Origin of the sequence: Streptomyces sp. NPDC090108 (genome assembly GCF_044747185.1) — a bacterium.
Classification (GTDB): Bacteria; Actinomycetota; Actinomycetes; order Streptomycetales; family Streptomycetaceae; genus Streptomyces.
This window is the reverse complement of sequence record NZ_JBIVDQ010000001.1, coordinates 665461-679986: the sequence shown is the minus strand read 5'-3', so window position 1 is coordinate 679986 and position 14526 is coordinate 665461. Positions and strand designations below refer to the sequence as shown.

The 14526-nt window shown below is 74.5% G+C and carries 11 protein-coding genes; 8 read left to right on the top strand and 3 right to left on the bottom strand.

The window, feature by feature from the left end; genetic code table 11:
- The first annotated feature begins 100 nt into the window (after positions 1–100).
- The 6 genes from ACIPRD_RS02920 (at position 101) to ACIPRD_RS02895 (ending at position 7269) form a co-directional block, all read left to right on the top strand.
- Positions 101–1408 (top strand): DUF4190 domain-containing protein, encoded by a 1308-nt coding sequence (locus ACIPRD_RS02920; RefSeq protein WP_401559359.1) that lies wholly within the window; start codon positions 101–103, stop codon positions 1406–1408.
- A gap of 181 nt (positions 1409–1589) precedes the next feature.
- Positions 1590–2342 carry a GntR family transcriptional regulator gene (locus ACIPRD_RS02915; RefSeq protein ID WP_356409402.1) on the top strand — a complete coding sequence of 251 codons (753 nt, stop codon included), beginning with the start codon at positions 1590–1592 and terminating at the stop codon, positions 2340–2342.
- Positions 2343–3068: 726 nt separating this feature from the next.
- Positions 3069–3260, top strand: a complete 192-nt coding sequence (locus ACIPRD_RS02910) for an SPOR domain-containing protein (RefSeq protein ID WP_356409405.1) — start codon at positions 3069–3071, stop codon at positions 3258–3260.
- A 30-nt stretch (positions 3261–3290) separates the two neighbouring features.
- Positions 3291–3701 carry a (deoxy)nucleoside triphosphate pyrophosphohydrolase gene (locus ACIPRD_RS02905; protein WP_356409408.1) on the top strand — a complete coding sequence of 137 codons (411 nt, stop codon included), beginning with the start codon at positions 3291–3293 and terminating at the stop codon, positions 3699–3701.
- A 232-nt stretch (positions 3702–3933) separates the two neighbouring features.
- Positions 3934–4332 (top strand): ATP-binding protein, encoded by a 399-nt coding sequence (locus ACIPRD_RS02900; RefSeq protein WP_356409412.1) that lies wholly within the window; start codon positions 3934–3936, stop codon positions 4330–4332.
- Positions 4333–4680: 348 nt separating this feature from the next.
- The gene (locus ACIPRD_RS02895; RefSeq protein ID WP_356409415.1) at positions 4681–7269 is read left to right on the top strand and encodes a SpoIIE family protein phosphatase; all 2589 of its coding nucleotides are present in this window, start codon (positions 4681–4683) and stop codon (positions 7267–7269) included.
- A gap of 116 nt (positions 7270–7385) precedes the next feature.
- Here ACIPRD_RS02895 and ACIPRD_RS02890 read toward each other — a convergent pair whose 3' ends face one another.
- Positions 7386–9047: a hypothetical protein gene (locus ACIPRD_RS02890; RefSeq protein ID WP_401559354.1), complete on the bottom strand. Its 1662-nt coding sequence runs from the start codon at positions 9045–9047 to the stop codon at positions 7386–7388.
- An 80-nt stretch (positions 9048–9127) separates the two neighbouring features.
- On the opposite strand from ACIPRD_RS02890, the gene ACIPRD_RS02885 reads away from it, so the two are divergent.
- Together ACIPRD_RS02885 and ACIPRD_RS02880 are read left to right on the top strand one after the other, a co-directional pair.
- The gene (locus ACIPRD_RS02885) at positions 9128–10663 is read left to right on the top strand and encodes a hypothetical protein (protein ID WP_401559351.1); all 1536 of its coding nucleotides are present in this window, start codon (positions 9128–9130) and stop codon (positions 10661–10663) included.
- Complete coding sequence (locus tag ACIPRD_RS02880; RefSeq protein ID WP_401559348.1) at positions 10660–11634, top strand: phosphotransferase; 975 nt, start codon at positions 10660–10662, stop codon at positions 11632–11634. The genes ACIPRD_RS02885 and ACIPRD_RS02880 overlap by 4 nt, the downstream gene beginning before the upstream one ends.
- A 28-nt stretch (positions 11635–11662) precedes the next feature.
- Here the strand turns inward: ACIPRD_RS02880 and ACIPRD_RS02875 are convergent, their stop codons facing one another.
- Positions 11663–12433: a succinate dehydrogenase/fumarate reductase iron-sulfur subunit gene (locus ACIPRD_RS02875; RefSeq protein ID WP_401559346.1), complete on the bottom strand. Its 771-nt coding sequence runs from the start codon at positions 12431–12433 to the stop codon at positions 11663–11665.
- Entirely contained in the window at positions 12430–14517 is a 2088-nt protein-coding gene (locus ACIPRD_RS02870) for a fumarate reductase/succinate dehydrogenase flavoprotein subunit (protein WP_401559343.1), read from the bottom strand. Before ACIPRD_RS02870 ends, ACIPRD_RS02875 begins: the two co-directional genes overlap by 4 nt.
- Positions 14518–14526 lie beyond the last annotated feature (9 nt).

Below are 14526 nucleotides of genomic sequence, written 5' to 3'. Positions count from 1 at the left end.
CCCCCGCTCAGCATCCGCGCAGGCCTGCGTCGACGTGCCGCCGCCGGTTCCCGGCGCGTTCGTGCTGCCGCCGCCCGCCCCGACCAGGAGCACGCACCCGGTGTCCATACCTCCCGCCTTCGGCCCCCAGCCACCGCAAGGGCCGTACCCGCCGTCCCCGCCGCCGCAGCAGCCGCATCAGCAGGGGGCGTTCGGGCCGCCGTCGCACCCGCAGGCCCCGCAGAACCCCTTCGGGGTGCCGGGCGTGCCCGGGTACCGGCCGTGGGCGCAGGAGTACAGCCCCTACAGCACGTCGGCCCCCTTCAACGACCTCGCCATCGCCTCGTTCGTGATGGGCGTGCTGTGCTGTCTGCCCGGTGTCGGCCTGGTGCTCGGGCTGATCTCGCTGCGGCGGATGCGCGAGCGGGGCGAGCGCGGCAGGGGGCTGGCGATCAGCGGCGCGCTGCTGTCCGGCGCGGGCCTGCTGCTCGGCATGCTGATGCTGGTGACGGGCAGCGAGAGCTACGTCTGGAAGGGCCTCGACGGGAGCCACGGCGGCCCGCCGGCCGTGCCGGTCAAGGGCGAATGCTTCGACCAGCCGGGCGGCAGGCTCAGCGGCGGCACGGAGGGCGTCGACCGGGTGCCCTGCTCCGGCGCGCACGACGGCGAGGTGTTCGGCGACTTCGACCTGAAGGGCGGCGCCTCCTACCCCGGCGACCGTGCGGTGGCCGCCGCCGCGGACAAGCACTGCTACGGCCTCCAGGACGCCTACGCGATGGACCGCTGGGCCGTCCCTGACGGCGTCGGCATCTACTACCTCACCCCCGACGAGGACAGCTGGCTGGACGGTGAACGCACGGTCACCTGCGTGTTCGGCCGCGCCAAGGAGGGCGCGGACCTCACCGGCTCGCTGCGCGAGGACGCGACGGTCCTCGATCACGACCAGATCGCCTATCTGAAGGCCGCTCATGTCTTCAACGCGGCCATGGACGCCGCGCCGGACACCGAGTACGTCGACGACGACCTGCCGGGGCACAAGGCCTGGGCCGGACGGATGTCGGCGGCCATCGGCGAGCAGGCCCGGATGCTGCGGGGCCGCACCTGGCCCGCCGGGGCCCGCGCGCCGGTCGCGTCGCTGGCCGGGGCGCTCGACGGGGCGCGGGTGGAGTGGGCGAAGGCCGCGAAGGCGGACGGTGCCGAGGCGTTCTACCGGCACTACGAGGCCGGGATGCGGCTGCTCGACGTGCGGCGGTCGGTGCCCGTGCGCAAGGCGCTGTCCCTGAGGACGACCCCGCCCCTGGTGGTCAAGGGAGGCGGCAGCGGTGGCTCCGGTGACGGCGGAGGCGACGGGGGACCAGGCGGTCACGGCGACGGCGGCGACGGCCGGGGTGGCGGCGACGGTTCGGACGGCGCCGGCATGCAGGTGTGATCGTCGCCGGAGCGGGGAGCTTTACGGGGGCTCGTGGGCTCTATAGCGGGCGGAAAGTGCCTGCGTAAAGCCCTCCCCGGGCACAAGTCATCACATCGAGTGATTCCCTGGCCTTTGCTTGCACGGCACAACCCAGGGTTGCCAGGCTGTTGCTGTCTGTACAACCTGATGGGAGCGGCCCGTGACATTCGGTGAGCAGCCGGCCTACCTGCGCGTCGCGGGTGATCTCCGCAAGAAGATCGTCGACGGTTCACTGCCGCCCCATACCCGCCTCCCCTCGCAGGCCCGCATCCGCGAGGAGTACGGCGTCTCGGACACCGTCGCCCTGGAGGCCCGCAAGGTGCTGATGGCCGAGGGTCTGGTCGAGGGCCGCTCCGGTTCGGGCACGTACGTGCGCGAGCGGCCGGTGCCCCGGCGGGTCGCCCGCTCCGGGTACCGGCCCACCGGCGGTGCCACCCCGTTCCGGCAGGAGCAGGCCGACGGCGCCACGCGCGGCACCTGGGAGTCCCGCAGCGAGCAGAGCGAGGCGGGGTCCGCGATCGCCGAGCGGCTCGCCCTCCAGGCCGGTGACCGGGTCATGCGCACCACCTATCTGTTCCGTGAGGCGGGGGAGCCGATGATGCTCTCCACCTCCTGGGAGCCCCTCGCCGTCACCGGCCGCACCCCGGTGATGCTCCCCGAGGAGGGTCCCCTCGGCGGCATGGGTGTCGTGGAGCGCATGAGAGCCATCGACGTGATCGTCGACAACGTCACCGAGGAGGTCGGCGCCCGCCCCGGCCTGGCCGAGGAGCTCCACGTCCTCGGCGGGGTCCCCGGCCATGTGGTCCTCGTCATCCAGCGCACCTACTACGCCTCCGGGCGCCCGGTGGAGACCGCCGACGTCGTCATCCCGGCCGACCGCTACCGGGTCGCCTATCACCTGCCCGTCAGATGACCCCCGGGCGCGCGGAGCCGTACCGCCGTCGCGCGCCCCAGCCTCCGCCCCCCCCGGGCCGAAGGGACCGCCCGCGCACCTCCGCCCTCCCCCCTCCGCGGCACACGCCCTGCCCCCGGGCCGAACGGACCGCCCGCGCACCGCCGCACCACCGCCCCGCCCCACCTCGCGGCACACCCCGCCCGCCGCGGAGGCCTCCCGCCCACGGCGACGGCAGCCGCGGCCGTGACCCGCTCGGCGCCCTCCGCTCGGACCCGTCGGGCGGCCGGCGCAGGTGTGGACGGTCCCGGTATTCACTCCCGCCGCCAGTGAAGTACCCCACACCGCGCGCCCGGTAGTGCGCGCCACGGCACGCCCCCCGGTTCCGCGCCCGTGCCGTGCGGACATCGCCCGCGCCTCTCGCGGCCCTTACGATCCGGTCGTTTTCCCAGGTGGTCCCGGCCGGTCGCCGACGCGCCCGAAATGCCCCCCGGCTCCACGACGTCGGCGTCCGGGGCGGCGCACTCGATTTCGCGCGCCCCCTGTGTTCTGGCTGGTTGCGTACCTCTTTGTGAAAAGCCGTATTCGGTGCGTGAAGGTTGGGCGTACGCTCGGGCATATGCGGATTGCGGTTTCCTTAGGCGGGGCGCGGCGGAAGCCCGGGACGGGGGCGGGGGCCCTCCGCGCGAAGGCTGTCGGTCGGGCATCGGGGAGGGCGGGGCGGTGCGAGGAAGAGCGGTGGGGGCGATGAGTGAGGGTGCGGTCTCACTGCCCTGGATCGTGATACGGCAGGACGACAACGGCAATCGCTACCGGGTGGGCCGGTACGCGACCCGGGCGGAGGCCCAGAAGATCGCGGACAGCCTCGACGACCGCGGTCACCAGCAGCTCTACTGGGTCGAGCGCATCGGTCCGGGCGGAGACGGCACACGCAACTGAGCCCGGCCGTGCTGCCGTAGGCTCCGGTCCATGACCGAACGGATCGTGGTGGTGGGCGCCGCCGTGCTCGACGCGGGCCGGCTGCTCGCCGCGCGCCGCAGCGCGCCCGTGGAGCTGGCCGGGCGCTGGGAGCTGCCCGGAGGCAAGGTCGAGCCCGGTGAGCGGCCCGAGGACGCCCTGGTGCGCGAACTGCGCGAGGAACTCGGCGTCGACGCCGAGGCCGTCGACCCGGTGCCGGGCGAGTGGCCGCTGAAGCCGCCGTACGTCCTGCGGGTGTGGACCGCCCGTCTGCGTCCGGGGTCGGCAGAGCCCGAGCCCCTCCAGGACCACGACGAACTGCGCTGGCTGACCCCCGACCGGCTCTGGGAAGTGCCCTGGCTCGACCAGGACGTGCCCGCGGTCCGCGAGATCGCCGCCCGCCTCGGCGCCGGAACGCGCTGACCTGCCCCTGAAGCGCGCGGAACGTCGCCCGCGGCCGCGCCGGCCTGCCCGGGGACGCCCGCCGGGCGGAGTGGCACGGGCTCCGGAACACCCCGTGCGCCACGCGCCGCGTACGCCGTTCGTGCCACTGTGCACCCGTCCGCACGGTACTGCCCAGCGGAACCGGGTATGTCCCTATTAACCCCATGAAACCGGACATGGGTGCGCTCCCTGGCCTGGGAAGTGATCGGGCGTGATCGACACCGAAGGCGACTGCGCCGAGTGGACCTTTCCCGCGGAACCGGGCGCCGTGCGCACCGCCCGCGCCGCGGTCCGCGGCCAGTTGCAGGGCTGGCAACTCGACAGCCTCGCCGACCTCACCGCACTGCTGGTCAGTGAGCTGGTGACCAACTCGCTGCGGCACGCCACCGGCCCCATCGGCGTCAGGCTGGTGCGGCCCGCCGATGTCGACGGGGCGTTGCTGGTCGAGGTCTCCGACCCGCTGCCCGACCCGCCGCGCGAACGCGTCGCCCGCCCCGAGGACGAGGGCGGCCGCGGACTGCAGTTGGTCGCCGGCTCCTCGCGCCGCTGGGGCACCCGCCCCGGCGACGTCGGTAAGACCGTGTGGTTCGAACTGGCGGTGCCGGGGTGAACCCGGGGCGCGGCGGGGGCGGTCCGGCGCACGGCGGGTGTGACACGAGGCACAGCGCGCGCTGATCCGGGGCGCGGGAGTGGCCTGTTCCGGCCCTGTCGCGGTGTACACGCGCCCGTGCGCCGTCCAGTGCCGGCGTTCGGCCGAAGGACGGTTGCCGCGAGCGGGATTCGAGGACGTGTTCCCTGGTTAGAAGACTGGGAGTGTTGTCGCGGCCCGGTCCGGAAAACGCCTGGACCGAGCTGTGATCGTGAACACCGTGCCGTGCGGCGCCGTAGTGCTGGATACTGCGGGCAGCCGCACCCGGTGACCGGTGCCGGACGCGGTGAGCTGGAGGGGACGGTTCGCGTGAGCGAGATACCAGCGAAGGCCACGGAGTCCGAGGACCCGTCGGACGGCGCGAGGGGCCAGAGGGCGGAAGCCGCCGCGGCGTTCCCGGACGCCATGTGGCAGAGCAGCCCGCCCGGCTCCATGTACGACTACATCAAGGTCGCCTCCTTCGCCATCGGCCCCGGTGGACTGGTCGACCAGTGGAGCCTGCGCGCCGAGCAGCTCTTCGGCATCCCCGCCGAACGCGTCGTCGGCCTGGACCCCATCGAGGCCTTCGTCGACCCCGATCTGCGGGCCCGGGGCCAGCGCAAGATGGCCGAGATCCTCGACGGGCGCGAGTGGACCGGTGTGGTGCCCTTCCGGCTCCCCGGCACCGAGGAGGGCGAGCGCGGCGGACGGGGGCTGGCCGAGGTCTATGTGATGCCCACCCGGACCGCCGAGGGCGACAAGGCCGCCGTCTGCATCGTCGTGGACGTCCGCACCCTGCGCAGCATCGAGACCGACCTCGCCGCCTCGCAGGCGATTTTCGGGCAGTCTCCCTTCGGGTTCCTGTTCATCGACCCCGATCTGCGGGTGCGCCGCGCCAACACGCGCTTCGCCTCCATCTTCGGCGGCACCCCGGACGACCACTGCGGCAAGGGAGTTCACGACTATCTGCCGCGCGCCGAGGCCGAGCGGGTCGCGGCCACCCTGCGCCGGGTGCTGGAGACCGGCGAGTCGATCACCGACATGCATGTGACGGGCTTCGTCCCCGGCTCCGAGGAACGCCGGCACTGGTCCGTCAACCTCTACCGGGTGCACAGCGGAAGCGGCACGAGCATCGGCATCGCCTGGCTCGGCACCGACATCACCGCCCGGCGCGAGGCCGCCCGCGAGGCCGCGGCCGCCCGCCGCAACCTCGCCCTGCTCAACGAGGCGGGCGCCCGCATCGGCAACTCCCTCGACCTGGAGACCACCGCACGCGAACTCCTCGACGTCGTCGTCCCCGGCTTCTGCGACGTCGCGACCGTCGACCTCTACCAGGCACTGCTCGCCGGCGACGACTCCCCGCCGGGCCTCGCCGACGGCAGCGCGGAACTGCGCCGGGTCGCCTTCGCCAGCGCCGTCTCCGAGGAGCCCTTCGACGGCACGGGCGAGTCCGTCGCGGTCGGCGCGGTCCACCGGTTCCCCTTCAACTCGGCTTGTGCCGACGCCCTGCGCACCGCACGCCCGCAGCGCGTCCCGGCCGAGGAGGGCAGCCTCGTGCAGTCCACGCTGGCCGTCCCGATGGTCGCCCACGACACCGTCGTCGGCCTCGCGCAGTTCGCCCGCACGAAGGGCAGCGAGCCCTTCGGCGAACGCGACCGGGACCTCGCCGTCGAACTGGCCGCGCGCGCCGCCGTCTGCATCGACAACGCCCGCCTGTACCGCCGCGAGCACGAACGGGCCCTGATACTGCAGCGGTCCCTGCTCCCGCCCGGTGACCCCGAGGCCTCCGGCCTGGACATCGCCTGCCGCTACCTGCCCGGCAACGCGGCCACCGAGGTCGGCGGCGACTGGTTCGACGTCATCGAACTGCCCGGGCACCGCACGGCGCTGGTGGTCGGCGACGTGATGGGCCGCGGGCTGCGCGCGGCGGTCGCCATGGGCGAACTCCGCACGGCCGTACGGACGCTGGCGCTGCTGGACCTCGAACCCGCCGAAGTGCTCTCCGCGCTGGACGAGATCGCCCGCGGCCTCGGCACGCCGGGAGGCGTCCAGCAGGCCACCCGCACCGCCCGGCAGCCCCGCGACGCCGACCTCTCCGAGGTGTACCTCGCCACCTGCGTGTACGCCGTCTACGACTCCGTCACCCGGCGGTGCACGTTCGCCAACGCCGGCCATCTGCCGCCGGTGCTGGTCGAACCCGGCGAGGCGGCGCTGATGCTCGACGTGCCGCCGGGGATGCCGCTCGGCGTGGGCGGCGAGCCCTTCGAGGAGGTGGAGGTCGAACTGCCCGAGGGCGCGCTGCTCGCCCTCTACACGGACGGCCTGGTCGAGTCCCGCGACCACCCGCTGGACGAGGGGCTGCGCGCCTTCGTCGGGGCGCTGACCGACCCCTCGCGCCCGCTGGAGGACGTGTGCGACCACGTCCTCAGCACCCTCGACACCCACCACGGCGAGGACGACATCGCGCTGCTGATGGCCCGGGTGCAGGGGCTGCCCGCGGAGTCCGTCGGCGACTGGACGCTGCCGCGCGAGCCGCGCAGCGTGGGACGGGCCCGGGAGTACGCGCGCGGGCAGCTCGTCGAGTGGGGTCTGGAGCCGCTCGTCGACACCACGGAACTGCTGGTGAGCGAGCTGGTCACCAACGCGCTGCGGTACGGCGAGGGGGAGATCAGGCTCCGGCTGCTGCTGGACCGCACCCTGGTCTGCGAGGTGTGGGACTCCGGGCTGGTCCAGCCGCGCCGGCGCCGGGCCCGGGACACGGACGAGGGCGGACGCGGACTGCAACTGGTCGGGCTGCTCAGCGCGGCCTGGGGCTCCCGCCGCACCCCGCACGGCAAGACCGTCTGGTTCGAACTCCCGCTCCCCGGCGGCGACAACGTCCTGACCGACCCGGCGGAGGCCCTGCTCAGCCTCTTCTAGGGGGACACCCCCTGAGGGGAGAAACCCTTGAAGGGAGAAACCCCCTGGGGCGTGTCCCCGGCACGGCGTCCACGGGGTGCCGGCCGCGGGGCGGGACAGCGGCGGGGCGGGCAGGGTCAGGGCAGGTGGCGGCGTTCCCGGGTCAGGGGGCCGCCGAAGCTCACCGGAGGGCCGCCGTCGGGCTCCCCGGCCAGCAGGATGCCGCCCGTGACGGCCCCGGAGAGACCGGCGAGGCCCGCCGCGGCCTCCGGCCAGGGCGTGCCGTGGGCGCGTACGTCCCGCCCGGCCAGGTCGAGAGCCTGCCGCGCCAGACCGTCCGCCTCGATGCCGTGGTCCACCGGAGCGCGCAGCGACATCGCGGGCCCGGTCCCGGAGGCGGCCGCAGGGACGTTTCCGCCCAGGGTGCGCACCGCCTGTGCCAGCCTCGTCCGCGCCTCGGCGCCCACCGCGCCCCGGTGCACCGAGACGAAGTCCTCCGCCTCGCCGACCGCGCCGCGCGCCACCAGCAGCGCGGCGGCCTCCAGCACCCCCGGGGGATCCGCCTCCAGCCGCTCCACCGCCCGCACGATCCGCCGCAGGGCGTCCAGCGGGTCGTACGGCCCCGAGGTCAGCTCCTCCCGTACGGCGGCCAGGACGCCGTCGGCGTGGGCGAGCCGGGCGTGCAGGTCGCCCGCGGTCAGCGAGGTCGGCACACCCCCCTTGCGGGCCGCCGCGATCTCCGCCTCGGCGCCGGTCAGCGCGGCGGGGACCAGCGCGGCCGCCTCCCGCAGCTGTGCCGCGAGCCGTTCCACTCCTCCGACCAGCACCCCGGCCTGGGCTATCGCGCCCTCGGCGGCGCGCAGTTGGCGGGCGGCCCGCAGAGAATCGTCCGTATCGGCCGCGCGGCGGGCCGCGTTGAGCTGGGAGGTGGCGAACACCAGCCGGTCCTTGGCCTGTTCCACGCTTCCGGTCACATGCGCCGCCGCGGAGACGCCGTACCGTCCGTGGAGTGCCGCCGCGGTCCGCTGTGCCGCCGCCGTCCGCCCCGTCAGGTCCCGGAACCGGCGCTCCGCGACCGCCAGCGCCGCGTCCGTCCCCTCCTCCAGCCCCCGCAGCCGGTCGAGCCGCTCGGCCTCGGCGTCCAGCCTGCGTCCGGCCTCCGCACACCGTCCCACCACCCCGGCGGGCGTCCTCCGCCGGGCGTCCGCGCTCTGCGGACCGCCCTCCTCGTAACGGCGCCACAGCGCGAAAGCGGCCGACAGCTCGGTCCTCGCGGCCCGCACGGCATGCCGGAACGGCTCGATCTCCGTCTCCCCGAACAGCGCGGCGGCGAAGCCCAGTTCCTCCTCGCTGCCCCGCACGCAGTCGTCGGCCAGCACCAGGGCGGCGCGCGCCTGCCGCTCGGACTCGGCCTCCGTCGGCGCGGGCGCCGCCGCCGTCACCGGTCCCGGAGTCGTCCGGGTCCGGGCCCGCCGGGTCCGGCGCACATAGCCGTAGCCCGCCAGCGCGCCGGCCGCGCCGACCACGGCCAGCGGCAGTACGAGGTCGGTGGCGGACGTGCCGTCCCGCTGCGCGGTCCCCGCGTGGGCGACGGGTGTGCCGACGGCCGCCCCGTCCTCGACGACGGCCGCGCCGGTGACGGCCGGGGCGGCGGGAACCGCGTCGCCCGTGCCCGCCGTCATCATCGGCAGGATCAGCCATCCCGCCCCGACCGTCACTCCTATGGCGGCATGGATCACCCGCACCCGTATGCGCGCCTTGGAGTGCCGGGGCCGGCCCCGGATCAGGGAGGACGTCACATTTCGGAGCGTATGGGCAGGTAGGCGCCTCCGCGAGTGGGGCGGCGACGGGTGGGGGAAGAGTGCGACAGAGGGACGAGATGGACACGCCACGAGACCGGCACGACCAGCACCGCGCACCGTCCGCACAGCCGCCCTCCGATCCGGCGCCCCCCGGCTCGCCGGCCGGCCCGCCCCTCACGGGAAAGCCTGCCCCCGATACGGGCCCCGACCCCGACTCCGCACTCCGTCCCGACCCCGCGCCCAAGCCGGACCCCGACTCCGCGCCTCAACCGGATCCCGGCCCCGGTCCCGCGCCCAAGCCGGACCCCGACTCCGCGCCTCAACCGGATCCCGGCCCCGGTCCCGCGCCCAAGCCGGACCCCGACTCCGCGCCTCAGCCGGATCCCGGCCCCGGTCCCGCACCCCAGTCGGATCCCGGCCTCGCTCCCGCACCCCAGCCCGACCCTGACCCCACACCCCAGCCGGACCCCGCCCCCGCGCCCACACCCCAGCCCGAGCCCGCCCCCGAGGTCGACCTCGCCCCCGCGCCCACACCCCAGCCCGAGCCCGCCCCCGACCCCGATCCGGACCCCACCCCCACCCCCCGCACAAGCGCGCGCCCCCGCCCCCGCGCCCGCCGCATCCTCCGCCGTACCCTCGTCGCGTTTCTCCTCGCCGTCCTCGTCCCCCTCCTCACCGCCGAGAGCGCGCTCCGCCTGAACTACACCGGCGACCCCGCCCCCGGCGCCCGGACCCGGGGCCGGGACGCCCTGTGGCTGGGGCACGGGTGGGTGGACGGCCGGAAGACGGACAAGGACGTCGACGCCCTCGCCCGCCGGCTGAAAGGCACCGGCATCCGCGATCTGTACGTGCACGCCGGCCCCCTGGAACACGACGGGACCCTGCCGAAGTCGGACTACCCGAAGGCGCGTTGGCTGGTCGCGGCGATCCACCGGGAGCTGCCCGGCGTCCGTGTCCAGGCATGGCTGGGCGATGTCCTCGCGACCGAGGGCCCCACGGGCCTGCGCCTGGAGCGGGCCGCCACCCGGGACGCGGTCGTCGCCTCGGCGGGCGAGATCCTGGCCGCGGGATTCGAGGGCACCCACTTCGACCTGGAGCCGCTGCACTCGGGCGACCGCGACTACCTCACCCTCCTCGACCGCCTGCGCGCCCTCACCCGCGCCCGGCACGCGCTGCTCTCGGTCGCCGCCCACCAGATCGACCCGCTGCCGGCCTTCCACTCCTTCTGGGGCACGACCACCGGCCACCCCAAGTGGTGGTCGCAGGCCTACTTCGGGCAGGTCGCACGCCGTGTGGACCAGATCGCGGTGATGTCGTACGACACCATGCAGCCGCTGGACACCCTGTACGGCGGGTACGTCGCGCAGCAGACCAGCCTCGCGCTGGAGGTCACCCCGAGCTCCACCGACCTCCTCATGGGCCTGCCCTTCTACCACGAGAACCGGTTCGGCCACTGGGCGCACGCCGAGACCGTCCCGGCCGCCGTGCGCGGCGTCCGCCTGGGGCTGTCCCGCACCGACGCCCGCCGGGACCGCTTCGGCGTCGCCCTGTACGTCGACTTCGCCGCGACCGGGGACGACTGGGCGGCGTACCGGGCAGGATGGGCCGGGTGACCCCGACGCGACCCCGGCGCACCGTCGCCGACCTGGCCCCGCTCGCCCGCGCCGCCCTGGGGGCGCGCAGCCCCCTGACCGCCGTCAGCCGGCTGCGCGGCGGCTCGAAGAAAGGCGTGTACCGCCTCACCCTGGAGGACTCCACCACGGCGATCGCCTACGTCTGGGCCCCCGAGGAGGACTACTGGGACGCGCCGGACGCCGACCCCCGCGACCCGTTCTCGCACGCCTCCGGACTCGGCCTGTTCACGGCGGCGCACGACCGGCTCGTGGCGGCCGGGGTGCGCACGCCCCGGCTGCTGCACGTGGAGGAGGCCGCCGGGGCCGCCGTCGTCGAGGACCTGCGCGGCGGGAGCCTGGAGGAGGCCCTGCGCCGCGACCCGGCCACGGCCCGCACGGCCCTGGAGCGGCTCGGCGAGGACCTGCGCGCGCTGCGCGAGTGCCGGGCGGACGGCCACGGCAAGGTGGCCGTGGCCGACGCCGGCGGCTCCTCGTACGGCACTTCGTGCGCCGGGCTGGTCGCCGGCCGGGCCCTCGCGGACATCGCCGCCACCACCGGGCGCGACCCGCGCGTCGCCGCGGCCCGCGACCGGCTGGAGACGGCGGTGCGGTCCCTGGCCGACGGCGTCGGGCCGCGCGCCTCGCACTCCCTCGTCCACGGTGAACTGGGCCCGGACCACGTCCTGCTGGACGACGAGGGCCGGCCGGCCCTCATCGACATCGAGGGGCTGATGTACTTCGACGCCGAGTGGGAGCACGTCTTCCTGCGGCTGCGCTTCGGTTCTTACTACGACGCCCTGCGCGCCCCCGGACTCGACGAGGACCGCCTGCGCCTGTACCGCCTGGCCATGCACCTCGGCCTCGTCGCCGGTCCGCTCCGGCTGCTCGACGGGGACTTCCCGGAAGCCGCGGCCATGCGCGGCATCGCCGAGCACAACCTGGCCGAGGCGCTGACCCTGGTCGGAGCCTGAGGCCGGACGCGCCGGACGCGCCGGACCGCTACGACGAGCGCCTCCTGATCTTCGAGCCCAGCCACACCAGCGGGTCGTACTTGCGGTCGGCCACCCGTTCCTTCAGGGGGATCAGCGCGTTGTCCGTGATCTTGATCCCCTCGGGGCAGACCTCCGTGCAGCACTTGGTGATGTTGCAGTAGCCGAGGCCGTGCTCGTCCTGGGCCGTGGCCCTGCGGTCCAGGCCGGCCTCGGCCGCCGCGTCCAGCGGGTGCATGTCCAGCTCCGCCACCCGCATCAGGAAACGCGGACCGGCGAACGCCGTCTTGTTCTCCTCGTGGTCGCGCACGACATGGCAGGTGTCCTGGCACAGGAAGCACTCGATGCACTTGCGGAACTCCTGCGAGCGGTCCACGTCCTCCTGCCGCATCCGGTACTCGCCGGGGCCGAGGCCGGCCGGCGGGACGAACGCCGGGATCTCCCTGGCCTTCTCGTAGTTGAAGCCGACGTCCGTCACCAGGTCCCGGATCACCGGGAAGGCGCGCAGCGGTGTGACCGTGATCGTCTCGTCCCGGCCGAACACCGACATGCGGGTCATGCACATCAGCCGGGGGCGCCCGTTGATCTCCGCCGAGCACGAACCGCACTTGCCCGCCTTGCAGTTCCAGCGGACCGCGAGATCGGGAGCCTGGGTGGCCTGGATCCGGTGGATGATGTCGAGCACCACCTCGCCGTCGTTGACCTCGACCGCGAAGTCCGCGAGGCCCCCGCCCTCGTCGTCGCCCCGCCACACCTGGAAGCGGGCCTCGTAGCTGCTCATTCGTACAGCTCCTCTTCGGCGAGGTACTTGACCAGCTCCTCCTTCTCGAAGAGGGCGAGCAGGTCGGGGCGGATGGGGGAGGTGGTCTCGCGGGTGAGCCGGATCTGGCCCCGGGCCGGGTCGGCGGCCGCCAGGCTCCCGGTGGGGTCGGCGAGCGCGCACAGCAGGTTCACGTTGCGCCAGGCGCGGTCCATCACCGGGTGGTCCTCGCGGGTGTGGCCGCCCCGGGACTCGGTGCGCTCCAGCGCCGCCCGGGCCACGCACTCGCTGACCAGCAGCATGTTGCGCAGGTCGAGGGCGAGATGCCAGCCGGGGTTGAACTGCCGGTGCCCCTCGACCCCGGCCCGCCGCGCCCGCACCCGCAGCTCGGCGAGCTTCTGCAGCGCCTGCTCCATCTCGCCCTCGCGGCGGATGATGCCGACCAGGTCGTTCATGGTCTGCTGGAGCTCCTGGTGCAGGGTGTACGGGTTCTCGGGCGCGGCCCCCGCCCCGGCACCGGCAGAGCCCACCGGCGCGGTACCGGCAGAGCCCGCAGCCCCGGCACCGGCAGAGCCCGCCGCGCCGGCGCCACCCGCAGACCCCGGCACCTCCGACGACCCCGGCACCCCCGCCGCTCCCGCCGTCTCCGCCGGTTCCGCGGAGAAGGGACGCAGCGCCTCGGCCGCCGCCGCGTCGACCTGGGCGTCGGCCGACCCGGTCCGTTCCGTCACGCCCGCCGCGTACTCCGCCGCGTGCCGGCCCGCCCGGCGCCCGAACACCAGCAGATCGGAGAGCGAGTTGCCGCCGAGCCGGTTGGAGCCGTGCATGCCGCCCGCGACCTCACCGGCCGCGAACAGGCCGGGCACACCACGGGCCGCCGCCGTGTCCGAGTCGACCGCGACACCGCCCATCACGTAGTGGCAGGTCGGACCGACCTCCATGGCCTCCGCCGTGATGTCGACGTCCGCCAGCTCCTTGAACTGGTGGTACATGGACGGCAGCCGGCGCCGGATCACCTCGGCGGGCATCCGGGTGGAGACGTCGAGGAAGACACCGCCGTGCGGGGAGCCGCGGCCCGCCTTCACCTCGGCGTTGATGGCGCGGGCCACCTCGTCGCGGGGGAGCAGCTCCGGCGGGCGCCGGTTGTGGTCCGGGTCCTCGTACCAGCGGTCGCCCTCGGCCTCGGACTCGGCGTACTTCTCCTTGAAGACGTCCGGGACGTAGTCGAACATGAACCGCTTGCCCTCGGAGTTCCTGAGCACCCCGCCGTCACCGCGCACCGACTCCGTGACCAGGATGCCCTTGACCGACGGGGGCCAGACCATGCCCGTCGGGTGGAACTGCACGAACTCCATGTTCAGCAGCGGCGCCCCGGCCAGCAGCGCGAGGGCGTGGCCGTCGCCGGTGTACTCCCACGAGTTCGACGTGACCTTGAAGGACTTGCCGATCCCGCCGGTGGCGAGGACCACCGAGGGGGCCTCCAGGACGAAGAAGCGGCCGGTCTCGCGGTCGTAGGCGAAGACCCCGGAGACCCGGTCCGCGCCGGAGCCGCCCCCGGGCGCCGTGTCCTTCAGGATCCGTGTGACCGTGCACTCCTGGAAGACCTTCAGCCGGGACTCGTGGTCCCCGGTCTCCCGGAAGTCCTCCTGCTGCAGCGCGACGATCTTCTGCTGGAGGGTGCGGATCAGCTCCAGGCCCGTACGGTCGCCGACGTGGGCGAGGCGCGGGTACTCGTGGCCGCCGAAGTTGCGCTGCGAGATCCGCCCGTCCTCGGTGCGGTCGAACAGCGCGCCCCAGGTCTCCAGCTCCCACACCCGGTCGGGGGCCTCCTGGGCGTGCAGCTCGGCCATCCGCCACTGGTTGAGGAACTTGCCCCCGCGCAGGGTGTCGCGGAAGTGGACCTGCCAGCTGTCGTGCTCGTTGGCGTTGGCCATGGCCGCGGCGATGCCGCCCTCGGCCATCACGGTGTGCGCCTTGCCGAACAGGGACTTGCAGATCACCGCCGTCCGGGCGCCCCGCTCGCGCGCCTCGACGGCCGCGCGCAGCCCGGCGCCACCGGCACCGACCACGACGACGTCCCACTCCTGCCGGTCGACCACGGACATGCGTCAGTT